This window comes from Streptomyces sp. NPDC006207 (assembly GCF_040613835.1).
Lineage (GTDB): Bacteria > Actinomycetota > Actinomycetes > Streptomycetales > Streptomycetaceae > Actinacidiphila.
The window spans coordinates 131904-150937 of record NZ_JBEXSX010000013.1 but is presented as its reverse complement, the minus strand read 5'-3'; the positions used below and the strand labels follow the sequence as shown (position 1 = coordinate 150937).

General features: G+C 73.6%; 14 protein-coding genes. 8 read left to right on the top strand and 6 right to left on the bottom strand.

The genetic code is table 11. The features are described 5' to 3' along the window. Nucleotides 1–25: 25 nt before the first annotated feature. Complete coding sequence (locus ABZ312_RS13570) at nucleotides 26–550, top strand: hypothetical protein (RefSeq protein WP_500322908.1); 525 nt, start codon at nucleotides 26–28, stop codon at nucleotides 548–550. A gap of 66 nt (nucleotides 551–616) precedes the next feature. Here ABZ312_RS13570 and ABZ312_RS13565 read toward each other — a convergent pair whose 3' ends face one another. Next, nucleotides 617–1210: a biotin transporter BioY gene (locus tag ABZ312_RS13565; RefSeq protein ID WP_500322907.1), complete on the bottom strand. Its 594-nt coding sequence runs from the start codon at nucleotides 1208–1210 to the stop codon at nucleotides 617–619. A gap of 263 nt (nucleotides 1211–1473) precedes the next feature. On the opposite strand from ABZ312_RS13565, the gene ABZ312_RS13560 reads away from it, so the two are divergent. Together ABZ312_RS13560 and ABZ312_RS13555 are read left to right on the top strand one after the other, a co-directional pair. Beyond that, a complete protein-coding gene (locus tag ABZ312_RS13560) occupies nucleotides 1474–2403 on the top strand; it encodes a carbohydrate kinase family protein (RefSeq protein ID WP_500322905.1) in 930 nt (309 codons plus the stop codon). 54 nt (nucleotides 2404–2457) lie between these two features. Beyond that, nucleotides 2458–3159: an HAD family hydrolase gene (locus ABZ312_RS13555; protein ID WP_500437663.1), complete on the top strand. Its 702-nt coding sequence runs from the start codon at nucleotides 2458–2460 to the stop codon at nucleotides 3157–3159. Nucleotides 3160–3174: 15 nt separating this feature from the next. Here the strand turns inward: ABZ312_RS13555 and ABZ312_RS13550 are convergent, their stop codons facing one another. Continuing rightward, nucleotides 3175–3816 carry a mycothiol-dependent nitroreductase Rv2466c family protein gene (locus ABZ312_RS13550; RefSeq protein ID WP_499511907.1) on the bottom strand — a complete coding sequence of 214 codons (642 nt, stop codon included), beginning with the start codon at nucleotides 3814–3816 and terminating at the stop codon, nucleotides 3175–3177. Between the two features lie 160 nt (nucleotides 3817–3976). On the opposite strand from ABZ312_RS13550, the gene pepN reads away from it, so the two are divergent. Together pepN and ABZ312_RS13540 are read left to right on the top strand one after the other, a co-directional pair. Beyond that, nucleotides 3977–6550, top strand: a complete 2574-nt coding sequence (pepN, locus tag ABZ312_RS13545) for an aminopeptidase N (protein WP_500437662.1) — start codon at nucleotides 3977–3979, stop codon at nucleotides 6548–6550. A gap of 245 nt (nucleotides 6551–6795) precedes the next feature. Beyond that, nucleotides 6796–7770, top strand: coding sequence for a hypothetical protein (locus ABZ312_RS13540; RefSeq protein ID WP_500322900.1), 975 nt, complete (start codon nucleotides 6796–6798; stop codon nucleotides 7768–7770). 9 nt (nucleotides 7771–7779) lie between these two features. On the opposite strand, the gene ABZ312_RS13535 is transcribed toward ABZ312_RS13540, so the two are convergent. Then, nucleotides 7780–9519 carry a TIGR03767 family metallophosphoesterase gene (locus ABZ312_RS13535; protein WP_500322899.1) on the bottom strand — a complete coding sequence of 580 codons (1740 nt, stop codon included), beginning with the start codon at nucleotides 9517–9519 and terminating at the stop codon, nucleotides 7780–7782. A 411-nt stretch (nucleotides 9520–9930) separates the two neighbouring features. Between ABZ312_RS13535 and ABZ312_RS13530 the strand changes: the two genes are divergently transcribed. Beyond that, a complete protein-coding gene (locus ABZ312_RS13530; RefSeq protein WP_500437660.1) occupies nucleotides 9931–13230 on the top strand; it encodes a S8 family serine peptidase in 3300 nt (1099 codons plus the stop codon). 61 nt (nucleotides 13231–13291) lie between these two features. Here ABZ312_RS13530 and ABZ312_RS13525 read toward each other — a convergent pair whose 3' ends face one another. Genes ABZ312_RS13525 through ABZ312_RS13515 form a run of 3 tightly spaced genes read right to left on the bottom strand, consistent with a single transcriptional unit; the run spans nucleotide 13292 to nucleotide 14990 of the window. Beyond that, nucleotides 13292–13756, bottom strand: coding sequence for a hypothetical protein (locus tag ABZ312_RS13525; protein WP_500322897.1), 465 nt, complete (start codon nucleotides 13754–13756; stop codon nucleotides 13292–13294). Between the two features lie 14 nt (nucleotides 13757–13770). Continuing rightward, nucleotides 13771–14463, bottom strand: coding sequence for a hypothetical protein (locus tag ABZ312_RS13520; protein WP_500322896.1), 693 nt, complete (start codon nucleotides 14461–14463; stop codon nucleotides 13771–13773). Between the two features lie 2 nt (nucleotides 14464–14465). Then, nucleotides 14466–14990, bottom strand: a complete 525-nt coding sequence (locus ABZ312_RS13515) for a sigma-70 family RNA polymerase sigma factor (protein ID WP_500323053.1) — start codon at nucleotides 14988–14990, stop codon at nucleotides 14466–14468. Between the two features lie 111 nt (nucleotides 14991–15101). On the opposite strand from ABZ312_RS13515, the gene ABZ312_RS13510 reads away from it, so the two are divergent. Then, nucleotides 15102–16526, top strand: coding sequence for an amidase (locus ABZ312_RS13510; protein ID WP_500322895.1), 1425 nt, complete (start codon nucleotides 15102–15104; stop codon nucleotides 16524–16526). A gap of 402 nt (nucleotides 16527–16928) precedes the next feature. Then, the gene (gene malQ, locus ABZ312_RS13505; RefSeq protein ID WP_500322893.1) at nucleotides 16929–19013 is read left to right on the top strand and encodes a 4-alpha-glucanotransferase; all 2085 of its coding nucleotides are present in this window, start codon (nucleotides 16929–16931) and stop codon (nucleotides 19011–19013) included. The last annotated feature ends 21 nt before the right edge of the window (nucleotides 19014–19034 follow it).

Below are 19034 nucleotides of genomic sequence, written 5' to 3'. Positions count from 1 at the left end.
CTCGCGATGGCCGGTGCGCGGCGCGGTGAGCAGAACGACGGTGACGGCGACGGCCGCGGCGGCCGCTCCCGCGGTGGTCGGTTTCGACGCCCTCGCGGTGACCGCCGTGCAGGGCTGCGACCCGATTCCGAAGGCACAACTCCCGGACGGTTCGAACAGCGGATTCAGCTGCGCCGTCGGAAAACTGGCCGCGGGGAAGAGCAAGACATACACCGTGTCCGCGACCTACGACCTCCAGGGCAAGGGCAAGATCTGCCTGCCCGTGATGCTCGGCGACACCGGCACCCTGCTGTGGCAGCAGGGACCGGTCCCGTTCGGCACCAGCAAGCCCACGCCGAACGCACCCGACACCCCGCTGCTGCTGGGCACCGACAACGTGCCCTTCGGCCCCGACACCTCCGCGGGCGCCAGTCCCTCCGCGCCCGGCACGCTGCCGGACACCGGCGCTCCCGGCCGCACGGCCGTCCTCCTGCTGGGCGGCGGCCTGTTGCTGGCGGCGGGCGGCGCGGGCCTGTGGCTGACCCGGCGCGGGCCGGCACCGCGGCACTGACGGAGAACGGGTGGGGGCGGGGCCTTCGCCCCGCCCCCACCCGGGTGCGCCGCAGGTCGTAGCGGGTCAGCCGCGCCGGCCGACCAGCTTCCAGGCGGCGGGCAGCGCGCCCATGGCGAGGGCGGCCTTCACCGCGTCGCCGATCAGGTACGGCGTCAGGCCCAGCGCCACGGCCTGGCCCAGCGTCAGGTGCGCGGCCAGCGCGAGGTAGGGGACGCCCACGGCGTAGGTGACGGCGCTGCCGGCCACCATGACGCCGGCCATCCGCCACACGCTGCGGTCCGCGCCCCGCCGGGCCAGCGCGCCCACGAGCGCCGACGCCAGCGCCATGCCGAGGATGTAACCGAAGCTCGGCGCCGCCGCGCCCGACGAACCCTCCGCGAACCACGGCACGCCGGCGACACCGGCGACCGCGTACAGCGCGAGCGCCAGGAAGCCGCGGCGAGCCCCGAGGGCGGTGCCCACCAGCAGCGCGGCGAAGGTCTGGCCCGTCACGGGCACCGGCGACCCGGGAACCGGGACCGACAACTGCGCGGCCAGACCGGTCAGTACGGCGCCACCGGTGACGAGGGCCGCGTCGCGCAACCGCGAAGCGGGGATGAGGTCGGCGAGGACCGGGTGGGTCCGTACGGCGGAAGCGGCGGGAACTGCGCTGGCCATCGGGTGACTCCGCGGGGTGAGGGTCGGTTCGGGACACCGTGACGTTAACCCGCGTCGCCCCCGCCGATCATCGTCCGCCGATCACAAAGGCCTGATCACGGCGTTGGTCGGCTTCCTACAAGGATGCGGCGCCGGGCGTGAGCTTCGTCACCCGGGCCTTAGTGGGGTTTCTCCAATCGCCGCCGGAGCAGCGCCACCGGCCGGGTCCGGCACCGCTCCGACACCGCTCCGGCGCCCGTACGACGGCCTCCTATGCTGCCCGCATGAGCGCTCCGTCCTCCCCCTCCCGCGTCGGCGTCGTCGGCGAGGTCCTCGTCGACCTGCTGTGGCGTTCCGGGGAGCGGCAGGTCACCCCCGTGCCGGGCGGCAGCCCGGCCAACGTCGCGGTCGGCCTGCACCGGCTCGGGCGGCCCACCACCCTGGTCACCACGTGGGGCGACGACCCGCCCGGCGAGCTGGTGCGGGCGCACCTGGAGTCCACCGGGGTCGAGGTCGTCCGCGCCACGAGCCCGGCCGGGCGCACCACACTGGCGATGGCCTACCTGGACCGGGACGGCTCCGCCTCCTACGACTTCCTGGCCGCATGGGACCCGGAGCGGCTGCCGCTGCCCGCGGACACCGCGGTGCTGCACACCGGTTCGCTCGCCGCGGTGGTCGAACCGGGTGCGACGCGGGTGCTGGAACTCTGCCGCGACCTGCACGCCCTGCCGGGGCGCACCGTCGTCGCCGACCTCAACGTGCGGCCGGCCGTCCAGCCCGACCGGCTCGCCTACCGCCGGGCGTGCCTGCGGCTGGCCGGGGTCACGGACGTGGTCAAGGCCAGTGACGCCGACCTGGCCTGGCTCTTCCCGCGGCTCGCCCCGGAGGAGGCCGCCCGGGCGCTGCTCGCCGAGGGGCCGCGGCTCGCGGTCGTCACGCTGGGTCCGGACGGCGCGTTCGCGGTGACCGACGGCGCCCTGGTACGGGTGGCCGCGCCCGAGGTCGACGTCGTCGACACCATCGGCGCGGGCGACGCCTTCCAGGCGGCGCTGCTCGACGCGATCGCCGGCGAAGGCGTCCCGGCCTCGCGGGAGGAGCTCGCCGCGGTACTGGAGCGCTGCGTCACGGCCGCGGCGCTCAACTGCACGCGAGTGGGCGCCGATCCGCCGTCCCGCGCGGAGCTGGACGCGGCCCTCGCCGGACGGCACGCGTAGCGCCGCGCGGAAAATGCGCGGCCCCCGGCGGCAGGTGCTGGATACGCTCGCGGGATGGACGAGGCACGGCTGACCGGACAGGTACTGGTCTTCGACGCGGACGACACGTTGTGGGAGAACAACGTGGTCTTCGAGCGGGTGATAGAGGACTTCCTGGACTGGGTGGACCATCCCCTCCTGGACCGCGCGCAGATCAGGGCGCTGCTCAACGAGATCGAGGCGGCGAACGCGGTCGTCCACGGCTACGGCAGCAAGGTCTTCCTGCGCAGCCTCGGCGAGCTCCTGGAGCGGCTGCGGGAGCGGCCCGTCACGCAGGCCGAGCTCCGGCGGGTGGACGAGCTGGCGGTGGCCTTCGTGGAGCACCGGGTGGAGCTGATGCCCGGCGTGGCGAGCACGCTGGAGGAGCTGGGCACCCGCCACGAGCTGCTGCTGCTCACCAAGGGTGACGAGGATGAGCAGGCGCGCAAGGTGGCCGCCTCGGGGCTGGCCGACCGCTTCCGCGGGGTGCACATCGTGCCGGAGAAGGCCGCGGACACCTACCGCGCCCTGCTGGCGGAGTACGGCTACGCGCCAGGCAGGAGCTGGATGATCGGGAACTCCCCGAAGTCGGACATCCTGCCCGCGCGCGAGGCGGGGATGAGCGCGGTGTTCATCCCCAACGAGAACACCTGGGTGCTGGAGCAGTCCGAGCTCGACCCGGCCGACGGGCGGGTGCTGCGGCTGACGGCCTTTCCCGAACTGCTCCGGCACTTTTGAACCGGACCGGCAGCCTCAGTCGAAGACCGGGCCCTGGTCGCGGGTCCGCTTGATCTCGTAGAAGCCGGGGGTCGACGCGACGAGCAGGGTGCCGTCCCACAGGCGAGCCGCGGCCTCGCCCTTGGGCGCCGGGGTGACGACCGGACCGAAGAAGGCGATCTGCTCGCCGTCGGCGCCGGGCACCGCGATGACCGGGGTGCCGACGTCCTGGCCGACCTTGGAGATGCCCTCCTGGTGGGAGGCGCGCAGCTCCTCGTCGTAGGCGTCGCTGCGGGCGAAGTCGGCGAGGTCGGCGGGCAGGCCCGCCTCCTCCAGCGCGGCGACGATGACGTCGTGGTCCTTGTGTCCCAGGCCCTGGTTGTGGATACGCGTGCCCAGCGCGGTGTAGAGGGGGCCGAGCACCTTGCTGCCGTACTTCTGCTCGGCGGCGATGCAGACGCGGACCGGGCCCCAGGCCGTGGTCAGGAACTCCCGGTACTGCTCGGGCAGCTCGTCACGGTTCTCGTTGAGCACCGCGAGGCTCATCACGTGCCAGCGCACCTCGACGGGGCGCACCTTCTCCACCTCCAGCATCCAGCGTGAGGTCATCCACGCCCAAGGGCAGGCGGGGTCGAACCAGAAGTCCACCGGGGTGGGGGTGGTCGTGGTCTCGGTCACGGTTCTCTCCTCTGGGCATGATGCGGTGACACGTGGTCCGCAACGCGCAACGCCCTCGGTGCCATCCCCATTCCCGTGCGCCGCCGTCAGGGCCGACGTGCGAAGATGCGTGGCGTCCACAAGACAGATCCCACGACGGCGTGCGAAGGATGGAGACCCCGTGCCCGGTGAGAACCTCACGCGTGACGAGGCCCGAGAGCGGGCACGGCTGCTGGCCGTGGACGGTTACGAGGTCGCCCTCGACCTGCGGTCGGCGCTGCGTCCGCAGGAGCCGACGTTCCGGTCCGTGACCACCGTCAGGTTCCGCTGCACGGAGCCCGGCGCGTCCAGCTTCGCGGACCTGCTGGCGCCCTCCGTCACGTCGGTGACGCTCAACGGCCGGGAACTGGACCCCGCGGTGGTCTTCGACGGGACACGGATCGCGCTGGACGACCTGGCCGCCGAGAACGTCCTGGTCGTGGACGCGCAGTGCGCCTACAGCCGGACGGGCGAGGGCATGCACCGCTTCACCGACCCCGAGGACGGCGAGGTCTACCTCTACACGCAGTACGAGCCCGCCGACGCCCGCCGGGTCTTCGCCGACTTCGAGCAGCCCGACCTGAAGGCGCCGTTCACCTTCTCCGTCACGGCGCCCGAGTCCTGGGTGGTGCTGGGCAACGAGCGTGTCACCGAGGTCCGCGACGGCGGCGAGACCCGGCACTTCGCGCCGACCCGCCCGATCTCCACGTACATCACGGCCGTCGTCGCCGGGCCGTACCACATGGTCCACGACACCTACCGGCGCGCGCTGCCGGACGGTTCCGAGCTGGAGATCCCGCTGGGGGCGCTGTGCCGCAAGGGCCTCGCCCGGCACTTCGACGCCGAGGAGATCTTCACCGTCACCAAGCAGGGCCTGGACTTCTTCCACGACCACTTCGGCTACCCGTACCCCTTCGGGAAGTACGACCAGGCCTTCGTGCCCGAGTACAACATCGGCGCGATGGAGAACCCGGGGCTGGTCACCTTCCGCGAGGAGTACGTCTTCCGCGGCAAGGTCACCCAGGCGTCCTACGAGGGCCGGGCGAACGTCATCCTGCACGAGATGGCGCACATGTGGTTCGGCGACCTGGTCACCATGCGGTGGTGGGACGACCTGTGGCTGAAGGAGTCCTTCGCCGACTTCATGGGCGCGTTCTCGCTGGTGGAGGCCACCCGCTACAAGGAGGGCTGGATCACCTTCGCCAACCGCCGCAAGGCCTGGGCCTACCGCGCCGACCAGCTGCCCTCCACCCACCCGGTCACGGCCGACATCCGCGACCTGGAGGACGCCAAGCTCAACTTCGACGGCATCACCTACGCCAAGGGCGCCAGCGTGCTCAAGCAACTGGTCGCCTACGTCGGACGGGACGCCTTCCTGGAGGGCGCGCGCCGCTACTTCCAGCGCCACGCCTACGGCAACACCGAGCTGGGCGACCTGCTGTCGGTGCTGGCCGAGACCTCGGGGCGCGACATGGCCGGGTGGTCCCGGTCCTGGCTGCAGACCGCGGGCGTCAACTCGCTGACCCCGCAGGTGACGTACGACGCCGACGGGCGGATCGCCGAGCTGGCCGTGGTGCAGGAGGCCGCGCCCTCGCACCCCGAGCTGCGCCCGCACCGGGTCGTGGTGGGGCTCTACCGGCACACCCCGGACGGCACCGTGGAGCGCTACGCACGCGCCGAGACCGACGTCGCGGGCCCGCGCACGGTGGTGGGCGAGCTGGCCGGGGCGGAGCGGCCCGACCTGGTGCTGGTCAACGACGACGACCTGACCTACTGCAAGATCCGCTTCGACGAGGACTCCCTGACCACGGTCCGGGAGCACCTGGGCTCGCTCACCGACCCCATGGCCCGCGCCCTGGCGTGGTCCGCGGTGTGGAACATGACCCGCGACGGCCTGATGCCCGCCCGCGACTACCTCGGCCTTGTGCTGCGCTTCGCCGGCGCCGAGACCGACATCGGCGTCCTGCAGGGGCTGCACATGCAGGCCCGTACGGCCCTGAACGACTACGCGGCACCCGCCTGGCGCGGGCAGGGCGGGCGGGAGCTGGCGGACGGCGCGCTGCGCGAGCTGCGCGCGGCGGCCCCGGGCAGCGGCCACCAGCTGGCCTGGGCCCGCTTCTACGCGGCCGTCGCCTCCGGGGACGCCGGGGCGGACGTGCTGCGCGGGCTGCTCGACGGCACCGGGAAGATCGACGGGCTCGAGGTGGACCAGGAGCTGCGCTGGACCTTCCTGGAAGCGCTGGCCGCCGGCGGCGCGGCCGACGAGGCCGCCGTCGCGGCGGAGCTCGCCCGCGACGACACCGCCTCGGGCAAGCGGCACCAGGTGCGCTGCCTGGCGGCGCGGCCCTCCGCGGCCGTCAAGGAGCAGTGCTGGGCGTCGGTCGTGGAGTCCGACGCGCTGTCCAACGCGCTCGTCGAGGCCACCATCGCGGGCTTCGACCAGGCGGGCCAGCGCGAGCTGCTCGCCCCCTACGCGGACCGCTACTTCGACGTGATCGGGAGGGTCTGGAAGGAGCGCTCGATCGAGATCGGCATGGCCGTCGTCCGCGGGCTCTTCCCGCACCACCAGGACCGGCCCGCCACCCTCGACGCCGCCGACGCCTGGCTGGGCGGGCACGCGGACGCGCCGCCGGCGCTGCGCCGGCTGGTCGCCGAGTGCCGTGACGACCTCGCCCGGGCGCTGCGGGCCCAGGAGCGGGACGCGGCGGCGGTCTGAGACCCCCTCCCGGAAGGGAACAGGTGACCGGTCACCCCAATGGCGTACGTGGGGTACCGCCCGGCCCCGGTGGTGCGGCAGCATCGCCAGGGCCGGGGGCAGGTGAGGCAAGGCCGGTCACTCGAATAGGTGAAAAATGCCGCTCGGCAACCGAACGTCTGAACTTTAGTGCGGGGATGTCCGCATTTGTCGACGGTACGGTAACAGCCGTTAGGCTCCCTGAGGGATGCGGGAATCCACCCGGCATGAACCACAACATCCCCCTCAGCCCCCGCCCCCTCGACCACCTCTCCCGTACCCGGCCGACGGTGCTGTCGGCCCGGCAGTTGCGGGAGCACGGCGTCACCCCCGAGACGCTGGCCGAGCGCTGCCGCCCCGGCGGCCCCTGGCAGGAGGTGCTGCCCCGGGTGTACGTCCTGCACCGCGGGCGGCCCACCGGCGACGAGCGGGTCCGGGCGGCGCTGCTCTACGCGGGCCGCGAGGCGATGGTCACGGGCCTCGCGGCGCTCGCCCTGCACCGCTTCTCCTCGGTGCCGCCGCTGGTCGGCCTGGACCGGATCGACCTGCTGGTGACCCGGCAGCGCAGGCTGCGCGCCGTGGGCGACGTGGGGCTGGTGCGCACCACCGCGCTGCCCCGGCCGCGGGAGGTGCAGGGCATGCCGTGCGCGCCGCTGCCCCGGGCGCTGGCGGACGCGGTGGAGGAGCTGGACGACGCCCGGGCGGTCCGCCAGGTGCTGACCGAGGCGGTGCGCGGCGGCCACTGCGAGGCGACGGCGCTGGTCGGGGAGCTGAGCCGGGCCCGTCTGCTGTCCCGGCCGCACGTGGTGGAGGCGGTCGACGCGCTGGTGGCCGAGGGCCGGGCGATCGCCGAGAACCGGCTGTACACGATGGTGCGCTGCTTCGGGCTGCCCGATCCGCTGTGGAACGTCGACCTGCGGCTGCCGGGCGGCCCGCACCTGGGCGGCGTGGACGCGTACTGGCCGGAGCACGCGGTCGCGGTGGAGCTCGACGCCCGCGTGCCCCGGCAGGAGGACGACGCCCTGTGGGGCGAGTACGCCCGCAAGCGCGAGCATCTGGAGCGGCTCGGCATCTCGGTCGTGCACATCACGCCGCGCAAGCTGCGGGAGTCCCTGGAGCAGCAGGCCACCGTCGTCCGTACGGCCCTGATGGCCGCGGCCGACCGCAACCCCGCGTCGTGGGTGGTGGTGCTCCCGCGGTGAGCGCGGCGGTCAGCGCTTCTTCAGCAGCAGCTCCACGTTGCGGTCGCCCGGCTCGCCGGAGAGCGTCGCGCGGGCTCCCGGGGAGTTGAACGCGAGCTCGCGGTAGAGGGCGGCGAGTCCGGTCTGCGACAGGTCGGTGAAGTCGGTGCGGTAGGGGGCCGCGGACTCCACGAGCGTGCAGAGCAGCGAGAGCGTGCCGTCGTGGTTGTCGGTCAGCTCGACGATCCGGGCCAGCTGCGGGTGGTCGACGTGGGAGGCGGTGGAGACCTCCCAGAAGGTGCCGTGCGGGACGATCTTGTTCTTGTGGCTGTGCCCGTTGATCCAGGCGGCGACGTTGCGGTGCCTGCGGAGCAGCGCGAGCACCTCGTCGCCACCGTGCCGTCGCTCGCTGGGGCGGGCGGGGTCGCGGACCAGGTTGGTCATCGACCAGCTGGCGTGGTGGCTGAAGACCAGGACGGTGTCGTCGGCGTGCGTGGTGAGCGTCCGGTCCAGCCAGTCCATCTGGGCCGTGCCGAGGGAGCCGCGGTAGTCGCCGCCCCGGTCGGTGGTGTCGAGGCTGACGCCGAGCACGCCGCCGGAGATCCGGAACGTGTAGTGGAGCAGGCCGGAGTCGAGTTCGGCCGTCGTGTAGCCGTGGCCGACGGGACCCGCGCCGGCGTGCGCCGGGTCCAGGTGGGCGGCGATGTACCCGCGCGGGGTGACCGGTGCCCGGCGTTCGTCGGGGGTGACGGTGCGGGCGCCGGACTTGTAGCGGTTCCAGGCCTGGCGGAAGCGGGTGCCCTGGGGGTCGGGCCCCTCGCGCAGGAACGCGTTGACGGCTTCGGCCTCGGCCGGGGGCAGCGAGAACAACTTGCGTGAGCCGAGCGCGAGGTCGTGGAAGAAGGACGAGGCGGCGTACGAACCCCCGTACAGCTGGTCGTGGTTGCCGATGGTGGAGTACCAGGGGACGTTCAGCCCGGGGCTGTTGAGCTCGCGGACCGCGGCCGCCAGGAAACCGGGCAGGCGGGGGTAGCCGAGCGCCTTGTCGACGTCGCGCAGGGCGCCGTCCGGCTGCCAGAAACCCTTCAGGCCGGAGTCCTGGACGCCCTCGTAGTGGCCCGGGTCGCCGGAGTCGGGGGTGAAGCGGCCACCGCTCATCACCGTGAGGAACCAGTCCAGTTCGATCCGCGAGTTGTTGTCGGTGTTGTCGCCGGTGGTCATGACGAAACCGATGGGCGTGCCGGTGGCGGGCCCGTGCCGCAGGGCGTTGACCCGCTCGACCAGGGAGACGGCGCCGGCGTTGGTGAGGGCCTCCTGGGGACGCCAGCCCGTGGAGGCGGCGGAGCGCAGGAACTCGTAACGCTGCGGGTTCTGCACGTCCGTGAGGTGCAGGTCGGTGAAGTGCACGAAACAAGACAGGGGCGTACGGCGCGCGGCGCGGCCGCTCTTGGCGGCGCCCAGTTCGGTGCGGACGACCCGCTGCCACCCCGGGCCGTCGCCGAGCCGGCGATAGCCCCCGCCGCCGAGCGGCGAGGCGACGGACTGGAGGGTCGTGCCGGCGGTGAAGGGCTCGGCGGCGGCCGGAGCGGACGGTGCTGACGGGGCGGCACCGTCGACGGGTTCGGCGCCGGGTTCGGCGGGCGGCTGTGCCTTCGCGTCGCCCGAACCGGGGACGAGGGCGAAACCGAGCCCCGCACCCAGGGCGGTCGCACCCGAGGCGATCAGGACGTTGCGGCGGCTGAGGACGGCAGCGGACACGGGACCAGACATGGCGGGTTCCCCCGGTTGACGGTGGCTGCGGCGGCACCGCGGTGCCGCTCCTCACCGGATCGTTGGCACCCGGGATGGCCTGCGGTGCAACGGAAACGGAACGTCCGGCACCCATCTACGGACATGGATCAGCAGTCCTCCCGCCGGTCACCGGCGGCCGGTCCGCAGGCGGCCGGACGCTCATCCGGTGTTCACCGACCGCCCCGGCGCCGCGCGCCGTCGCGAGCCCCGGATCATCGGACGGCCGGACGCAATGGGCCGGTTCGGGATGCTTCGCGCCCCGTGACGGGTCCCGGCTTCTTGACGTATTCGCGTCATGTCGGTCTTACGCCATCTACGGCACTCCCCAACAACCCCGCGGATGGCGCAATGTGTCGGTCAACTGGCGCCCAAATCTTGAACAGGATGCCCATGTCTCTCGATCACATACGCGGGAAGAGACGCGTGGTCCGTGTCGCGCTCGCGGCGGGCCTGGTGGCCGCGCTGACGACGACCGGAATCTCCGCCTCCACCGCTTTCGCCGACGCGACCGGCGACCCGGCGGACGCGGCGGTCAAGACCGCGCACAACAAGCTCGGAACGGCCGACGCCGAACTGCTCGCCGAGGCCAAGGCCGGTGGCGACAAGAACGTCACCCTCATGATCGCCACCAAGAAGGGCTCCACCGAGCAGGTCTCGGACGAGCTCGGCGCGCTCAAGGGCGCGTCGGTGGACCGGACCTACGACAACCTCGGCTACGTCCGCGCCACGGTCCCGACGGGCAAGGCGGACGCGGCGATCGCGGCGGCGCAGAAGCTCTCGTCGGTGCAGGCGATCGACCTCAAGCAGGAGATCGTCCTCGACGACCCGTCCCCGTCGGCCGACGGCGACAAGGGGTCCTCGAAGGGTCACGGCCACGGCTCCACCACCTACCCGGGTCCCGACGCGAAGACCCCGGCGAAGAACCCCTACCAGCCGGCCTTCGAGACCGGCGCGGTGGACTTCGTCAAGGACAACCCGAAGGCCGACGGCCGCGGCGTCACCATCGGCATCCTCGACTCGGGCGTCGACCTCGGCCACCCGGCGCTGCAGAAGACCACGACCGGCGAGCGCAAGATCGTCGACTGGGTCACCGCGACCGACCCGATCACCGACGGCGACGCCACCTGGCGCCGCATGACCAACGGTCCGCGCGTCACCTACCAGGGCCGCACCTGGACCGCCCCCGAGGCGACGCAGCAGGTCACGGTCTTCTTCGAGTCCGCCACCGTCGGCGGCGACATGGCCGGTGACCTCAACCGCGACGGCGACACCACCGACTACTGGGGCGTGCTGTACGACCCGGCGAAGGGCACCGTCCGCCTCGACCTGAACGACAACGGGGACTTCACCGACGACACCGAGATGAAGCCGTACAAGGACGGCTTCCAGATCGGCTACTTCGGCACCGACAACCCCGCCACCGCCATCTCCGAGCGGATCCCCTTCGTGGTGCAGGTCCGCAAGGACGTCCCCACGGACCCGTACGGCGGCACCTGGGTCGGCAAGAAGGCCGACTTCGTCAACATCGGCGTCATCGAGTCCGAGCACGGCACCCACGTCGCGGGCATCACCTCCGCCAACGGCCTGTTCGGCGGCAAGATGAACGGCGCGGCGCCGGGCGCGAAGATCGTCTCGTCGCGCGCCTGCACCTGGTCCGGCGGCTGCACCAACGTGGCGCTGACCGAGGGCATGATCGACCTGGTGGTCAACCGCGGTGTGGACATCGTCAACATGTCCATCGGCGGCCTGCCCGCGCTGAACGACGGCAACAACGTCCGCGCGCAGCTGTACACCCGCCTCATCGACGACTTCGGCGTGCAGCTGGTCATCTCGGCCGGCAACAGCGGCCCCGGCGCCAACACCATCGGCGACCCCGGCCTGGCCGACAAGGTCCTGAGCGTCGGCGCCACCATCTCCAAGGAGACCTGGGCGGCCAACTACGGCTCGCAGGTGACCAAGGCGTACGACATGATGCCCTTCTCCTCGCGCGGTCCGCGTGAGGACGGCGGCTTCGCGCCGATCATCTCCGCGCCGGGTGCCTCCATCAACACCATCCCGACCTGGGAGCCCGGTGGCCCGGTCGCCGAGGCCGGCTACACCCTGCCGCCCGGCTACGCCATGCTGCAGGGCACGTCGATGGCCTCCCCGCAGGCGGCCGGTGCCTCCGCGCTGCTGCTGTCCGCGGCCAAGCAGGCCCGCATCGCGCTGACCCCGGCGGCCCTGCGCACGGCGCTGACCAGCACGGCGCACAAGATCAAGGACGTCCCGGCGTACGCCCAGGGCTCCGGCCTGATCGACATCGAGGACGCCTGGCGGCTGATCAGGGCCGGTGCCGGCGCCCACACCTACACGGTCAAGGCCCCGGTCTCCACGGCCCTGTCGCAGTTCCTGGCGACCCCGGGCTACGGCACCGGCATCTACGACCGCGAGGGCGGCCTGAAGGCCGGTCAGAGCAGGACGTACGACGTCACCATCACCCGCACCACCGGTCCGGACCGCTCCGTCCGGCACGACCTGGACTGGGTGAACAACGACGGCACCTTCCGCTTCGCCGACGGCGACGACGTGCGGCTGCCGCTGAACAAGCCGGTGACCGTACGCGTCAAGGCCAAGCCCGGTTCCAACGGTCTGCACAGCGCGATCCTGACGGTCGACGACCCCTCGACGCGCGGCACCGACCAGCAGATCCTCAACACCGTGGTCGTGGCCTCCGCGCAGGCCAAGCCGTCGTTCGCGGTCAAGGCGTCGGGCTCGGTGCAGCGCAACGGCACCAAGTCCTACTTCGTGACCGTCCCCGAGGGCGCCAAGACGCTCGAGGTCAAGATGGGCGGCCTGGCCACCGGCAGCCAGACGCGCTTCATCGCGATCACCCCGTGGGGCGTCCCGGCGGACAACACCACGACGACGTTCTGCTACCCGAACTACACCACCACCAACGGGTGCCGTCCCGACCTGCGCTCCTACGCCAACCCGATCCCGGGCGTGTGGGAGATCGAGGTCGAGGCGCGCCGTACCTCGCCGGTGCTGAACAACCCGTACAACCTGACCGCGACCGCGCTCGGCGTCTCCTTCGACCCCGAGGTCCAGACCGTCGAGGAGGCCACGGTCGGCACCGCCGCCCCGGTCTCGTGGAAGGTCACCAACGGCTACGCCCCGGTGCAGGGCAAGCTGAAGGGCGGTGCGCTCGGCTCCGCCGCGGCGGCGCGCAAGACGATCGCCGACGGTGACAGCGTCACCAGCACGGTCGTCGTCCCCGCGGGCGCGTCCCGGCTGGACGTCGCCATCGGCGGCACCTCCGACACCTCCGCGGACCTCGACCTGACCGTGTCCCTCAACGGCGCGGTGGTCGGCCAGTCCGCGGACGGCGACTCGGAGGAGGCCGTGAGCATCGCCAACCCGGCGGCCGGCACGTACACCATCACGGTGGACGGCTACTCGGTCCCGGCCGGCACCACCGAGTACGACTACCGCGACGTCTTCTACTCGACGACGCTGGGCTCGGTGTCCGTGGACGAGGCGGCGACCGTGCCGCTGGCCAACGGCGCCTCCGCGAACGTCGCGGCGAACGTCCTGGTCGCGGCCCCGGCTCCCGAGGGACGTCAGTTCTTCGGCGAGGTCCAGCTGCTCAACGCCGACGGCACCGCCGCCGGCACCGGCAGCGTGCTGATCAACAAGGTCAACGCGGGCTGACCCGCGGCCACGGCCTGATCACCGCCTGAAGGGGCGGGCGCTCCCCGGAGCGCCCGCCCCTTCAGCTCTGCCGCCACTCGTACTCCTGCTCCCCGCAGCGCAGCGTGCGCGAGCGGGGCAGCGCCCGCTCCATCCACTCCCGCGCAGGGGCGATGTCCTCGCCCTGGCGGACGAAGGTGTAGCCCGCGGGCCGCAGCATCACGCTGACGAGCAGCCGACTCCCCACGGCCATCTCGGGCTCCCCCTCCTCGTCGCGGTCGACGGGGAAGGTCAGCCGGCGGTCTGCTCGCTCCCCCTTGAGGTAGCGGTCCACCTCCATCCGCACCGACACCCGGTCCGGTCCCTCCGCGGGCGTCACCCGCAGCACCGTCCCCTCGGCGACGAGTTCGGTGCAGGCCAGCACTTCCGCGTCGGTGCTGCGGACCGACTCGGAGCCGGTCTCGCCGCTGCCGGCCCCGCAGCCGGCGAGCGCGGCGAGCGCGAGCAGCGCCGCCGCAGTGAGGGCCGGTCCCGTCCTGCGTCCCATGTCCTTCACCCCTCTCATCCGGTGTCGCTCTCGCACGGCAGGCCCCGGGAGGCCGCAAGTGCCTTCTCCATCCAGGCGCGGGCGGAGGCGATGTCCGCGGCGCCCTCGTACAGGTCCACCGGCTCGCCGGGGAGGACGGAGACCATCGCCAGGACCCGGGAGCCGGGTCCGGGGGGCGGGGCCACGTCGTCGTGGTCGTCGTCGACGTGGATCGTGAACGTCAGCCGGGGGTCGCCCACGGCGGGCTTGAGGCGGCGGTCGACGTCCATCACCACGCGCAGGTCCCCCGGCCCCCCGGTGGGCGTCACCTCGCGCACGGTGCCCTCGGCGATGTCGCGCGCGCAGGCGACGATGCCCTCCGGCGTGGGCTTCGCGTCGCCCGCCGCCGAGCGGTCGCCCACGGCCGCGTTCCTCGCCAGGACGACCCCGGTGACCGCCACCACGCCCGCCACGACCGCGGCCAGGCACAGCGCGAGCGCCCTGCGCCCGCGGGGGCGTCGTTCCACGGCCGGTGCGGGCCGTGCGGCGAGGGCGTCGCCGATCAGCCGCACTTGCGTGCGCAGCAGGGCCACGTCGGCGCGCGCGGCGTCGTACGCCCGGTACGCCTCGCTGTCGGCGGACACCTCCGGCGGCACGTCCGCGAGGGCGGCCGACAGTGCCTCGTCCGTCTGATCCGCCGCGTATGCCCTGTGCTCGTTCCCGCTCATCGTCACACCACCTCCTTGGTGTGCAGCCGGCCGCGCAGCGCGCGGACGGCGGCGTGCAAACGGCTCTTGACCGTGCCCTCCGGGACACCGAGCGCCGTGGCGATCTGCGCCACGGGCAGATCCGCGTAGAAGCGCAGCGTCAGCACCTGCCGCTGCTGCGGCGGGAGTTCCTGCAGGCCGTCGGCGACCGCCAGGGCCAGCACGTGCGCCTCTCCCCCGCCGTGCCGGGCCTCGTCCCGGGGCGCCAGGGCCGCCAGGCGTTCGCCGAGCCGCTGCTGACGGCGTCGCGAACGGTGCCAGTCCATCGCCACGTTGGAGGCGGCGACGGCCGCCCACGCCCCCGGGTCCCGCAGCGGCTCGCGGCCGCCCGCCCGGTGCTCCAGCAGCTTCAGCCGCACCTGCTGCACCCCGTCCTGCAGGTCCCCCGCCGGCACCCCGCCGAGGGCCAGGACCGCCCGTACGCGATCGAGGTGCTCCGGCGCGAGGGGGTCCTCCCCCTCCCCCGGCCGGGACCTCCGTCTCAGCAGCGCCACGCCCCTCCCCTTCCGCGATTTCCCCTATGACGCAGCAGCGGCGGAAAACGTTCACCTCACCGTTCACCTCGCGTCCGGTCCCGGGGCAGGCCCTAACCTGGCGGGGTGTCCGCCCCTCATGAACTGACGATGCTGGAGCAGGCCGCGGCCATCCGGGCGGGTGCGTTGTCGCCCGTGGAGCTGACGGCCCACTACCTCGACCGGATCGAGCGGCTCGACCCCGTCCTCGGGGCCTACCTGACCGTCACGCCCGAACGGGCCCTGGCCGACGCGCGGCGCGCCGAACGCGTGCTCAAGAAGGGCGGGCGGCTGCCTCCGCTGCTCGGCGTGCCGGTGCCGGTGAAGGACCTGACGCCGGTCGCCGGGGTGCGCTTCACCTCCGGATCGGCGGTCTTCGCCGACCGGGTCGCCGACCAGGACGCCCACCTCGTCCGTCTGCTGCGGGACGCGGGGACCGTCCTGACGGGGAAGACCAGCACCCCCGAATTCGGGCTGCCCGCCTACACCGAGGGCGCCGTGGGCCCGCCCGCCCGTACCCCGTACGACCTCGCGCGCGGCGCCGGCGGCAGCAGCGGCGGCGCGGCTGCGGCCGTGGCGGCCGGGCTCGCGGCGGCGGCGCACGGCAGCGACGGGGGCGGCTCGATCCGCATCCCGGCGAGCTGCTGCGGGGTCGTCGGGCTGAAGCCCAGCCGGGGCCGGGTCAGCCCCGCGCCGTGGGGCGACGGGAGCGGACTGGCCGTCAACGGGCCCATCGCGCGCACGGTCCGCGACACCGCCGCCCTGCTCGACGTGCTGGCGGTGCCCGCGCCCGGAGACCCCTTCCGGCTGCCGCCGCCGGAGCGGTCGTTCCTGCAGTGGTGCGAGCGGGAGCCGCGCCGGCTGCGGATCGCCCGCTGGGCGGTGCCGGACGTCGCGGGCGTACGGGTCGACCCTCAGGTGCTGGCGGCGTACGAACGCACCTCGGCGCTGCTGGCCGGGCTCGGTCACGAGGTCGTGGACGTGCCGCAGCCGCTCGCCCCCGGCGACCGCGACGCTTTCACCCCGGTGTGGGCCGTACTGGCGGCGCTGACGCCCGTGTCACCGGAACGGGAGCGGGACATGCTGCCGCTCACCCGCTGGCTGCGTGCCCAGGGGCAGGACGTGGGCGGCCTCGACTACGCCCGCACGCTGGGGGTGATGCAGGGCGTGGGCCGCAAACTGGCCGAGGCCGCCGAGCCGTACGACGCGGTGCTCACCCCGACGCTGGCGCAGCTCCCCGCCCCGGTGGGCGCCCTGCGCGACGACGCCGACCCGGAGGCCGACTTCGCGGCGCAGCTGGCGTTCACGCCGTTCACCGCGCCCTGGAACATCGCCGGGCTGCCCGCGGTGTCGCTGCCGCTGGAATGGTCCCCGGCGGGGTTGCCCATCGGCATGATGCTCGGCGCCCGGCACGGCGAGGAGGGCCCCCTGCTCGCACTCTCCGCCCAGCTGGAGGCCGCTTCCCCCTGGCGGGCCCGCACGGCCCGCGCGTTCGACGTGCCACCCACGTGAGCAGCGGCGGCCCGGGGTGCGTTCGGGTACGGGCCGGTTGTTCGTGTGCGGGTCCGTTGCGCCTGCGGCGGGCGGATTTCCCGCCCGCCCGCCCAGTGCCCCGGTCGGTCGGTGCGGGCCTCGCACCGTGTGCCTGAGTCGGGGCTGCGCCGGCGCGCTCCCCCAGCCTTCGGCCGGGGGAGCGCCCCGACACACCCCCTCCCGTCGTATGGGCGCATGACGGGTACCGACGGAGGAGGTAGGTGAGGGCGGGCGGCTTCGCGGCACAACCCGGGATCACGACGTGCCGCCACTCCTGGGTGGGAGCACGTGCACGGAATGCGACTGTGCGGCCACGCAGTGGGTATGGCTGAGGCTGTCCGGAGAAAGCGCACCCGCGATGACGCCCCAGGAGGGCATCCCATGACCGAAGCCGCCGACCGGGACAGACTCGCCGCGCTGCACGGCGTGGACGTCACCTACCGTCCGTCGCCGGACCGCGAGGTGCGCGTGCCGGACGGGACGGTCGTGGCGGTGCTGGCCGCGCTGGGCGTCGACGCCTCGACCCCGGCGGCGGTGCGGAACGCGCTGGCGGAGCACGATCACCGTGCGGGGCGGCGGCTGCTCCCCCGCAGCATCGTGATGCGCAGGGGACGTCCGCTCCGGCACCAGCTGCCCGAGGGCACCGCGCTGCGGCTGACGACGGAGGACGGCGGCGGGACCACCTGGGACGGCGGCACGCCGCTGCCCGTGGGGCGGCACGTGCTGCGCGCGCAGGCCCCCGACGGGCGTACGGCGCAGGCGCAGCTCGTCGTGGCGCCGGAACGGCTGCCCGGGCCCCCGGAGCGGGTCCTGGGCTTCATGGCGCAGCTGTACTCCGTGCTGTCCTCGCGGTCCTGGGGCATGGGCGACCTCGGCGACCTCGCGGACCTCGCGGCCTGGACGGGCCGGGCGCTGCACGCGGGCTTCCTGCAGGTCAACCCGTTGCACGTGGCCGTGCCAGGGCATCCCACGGACCCGTCGCCGTACCGCCCGTCCTCTCGGCGCTTCCCCGATCCGGTGTACCTGCGGGTGGAGGAGATCCCGGAGTACGCCTACCTCGACCCCGACGACCGCGAGCGGGCCGCGGACCTGCTGCGCAAGGCGGCCGTGCTGCGCGACTCGGTGCTGCTGAAGGACGCCCTGATCGACCGTGACGCGGTGTGGGAGCTGAAGCGCGAGGCGCTGGCGCTGGTCCGCAAGGTGCCGCTGTCGCCGGGACGGCGGGCCGCGTACTGCGACTTCCTCGCGGACCAGGGGCAGGCACTGGACGACCACGCCACCTGGTCGATGCTGGCCGAGCTGCACGGCCCGCAGTGGCGCGGCTGGCCGGCGGGGCTGCGCGACCCGCGCTCGGGGCAGGTCGCGCGGCTCCGCGGCGAGCGGCTGGACCAGGTCGACTTCCACTGCTGGCTGGCCTGGCTGACGGACGCGCAACTGGCCGCAGCCCAGCGTTCGGCGCGGGACGCCGGCATGGCGGTCGGCATCGTCCACGACCTCGCGGTCGGCGTGCACCCCTCCGGTTCCGACGCCTGGGCGCTGCAGGACGCCCTCGCCCACGGGATGTCGGTCGGCGCGCCGCCGGACGCCTTCAACGCCCACGGCCAGGACTGGGGCCTGCCGCCGTGGCGTCCGGACGCCCTGGCCGCCACGGGGTACGCGCCTTACCGCGACCTGCTGCGCAACGTGCTGCGGCACGCGGGAGGCCTGCGCATCGACCATGTGATGGGGCTCTTCCGCCTGTGGTGGGTGCCCGAGGGCGAGCCGCCGACGCGGGGCGCGTACGTCCGTTACGACGCCGAGGCGATGCTCGGCGTCCTCGCGCTGGAGGCGCAGCGCGCCGGTGCCGTCGTCATAGGGGAGGACCTCGGCACGGTCGAGCCGGGCGTCCGCGAGGAACTGGCCGACCGGGGCATCCTCGGCACGTCGGTGCTCTGGTTCGAGCGCGACTGGGAGGGGGCGCACGGCTCCGCGCACGCCCGTCCGCTGCCGCCCGCGGCCTGGCGGGCGGACGCGCTGGCGACGGTGACCACCCACGACCTGCCGACGACGGCGGCCCGGCTGACCGGGGAGCACGTCGGGCTGCGGCACCGGCTGGGCCTGCTGACCCGGCCGCTGGAGGTGGAGCAGGCCGAGGACGCCGTGGAGGTCGCGGAGTGGCTCGCGCTGCTCGGCCGGCTGGGGATGCTACCGGAGGGCACCCGCGACGAGGAGGCGGTCGTCAAGGCCGTCCACCGCTTCCTGGCGCGGACGCCGGCCCGCATGGTCGGCGTCTGGCTGCCGGACGGGGTCGGCGACCGCCGTCCGCAGAACCTGCCGGGCACCTGGGACCAGTACCCCAACTGGCGGCTGCCGGTGGCGGACGCCGAGGGCCGGCCGCTCACCCTGGAGCAGCTGACCGCCTCGCCCCGGCTGCACGCGCTGGCGCACGAGGTGCGGACCGCGATGGCGGCGCCCGGCGGGCTGTAACACCACCCCGGACGCGCGGGC

Coding starts and splice junctions, on each gene's coding strand:
- ABZ312_RS13565 (WP_500322907.1), bottom strand. CDS start 1,210: ATGGCCAGCGCAGTTCCCGCCGCTTCCGCCGTACGGACCCACCCGGTC.
- ABZ312_RS13560 (WP_500322905.1), top strand. CDS start 1,474: ATGAGCGCTCCGTCCTCCCCCTCCCGCGTCGGCGTCGTCGGCGAGGTC.
- ABZ312_RS13555 (WP_500437663.1), top strand. CDS start 2,458: ATGGACGAGGCACGGCTGACCGGACAGGTACTGGTCTTCGACGCGGAC.
- ABZ312_RS13540 (WP_500322900.1), top strand. CDS start 6,796: ATGAACCACAACATCCCCCTCAGCCCCCGCCCCCTCGACCACCTCTCC.
- ABZ312_RS13535 (WP_500322899.1), bottom strand. CDS start 9,519: ATGTCTGGTCCCGTGTCCGCTGCCGTCCTCAGCCGCCGCAACGTCCTG.
- ABZ312_RS13530 (WP_500437660.1), top strand. CDS start 9,931: ATGTCTCTCGATCACATACGCGGGAAGAGACGCGTGGTCCGTGTCGCG.
- ABZ312_RS13525 (WP_500322897.1), bottom strand. CDS start 13,756: ATGGGACGCAGGACGGGACCGGCCCTCACTGCGGCGGCGCTGCTCGCG.
- ABZ312_RS13520 (WP_500322896.1), bottom strand. CDS start 14,463: ATGAGCGGGAACGAGCACAGGGCATACGCGGCGGATCAGACGGACGAG.
- malQ (WP_500322893.1), top strand. CDS start 16,929: ATGACCGAAGCCGCCGACCGGGACAGACTCGCCGCGCTGCACGGCGTG.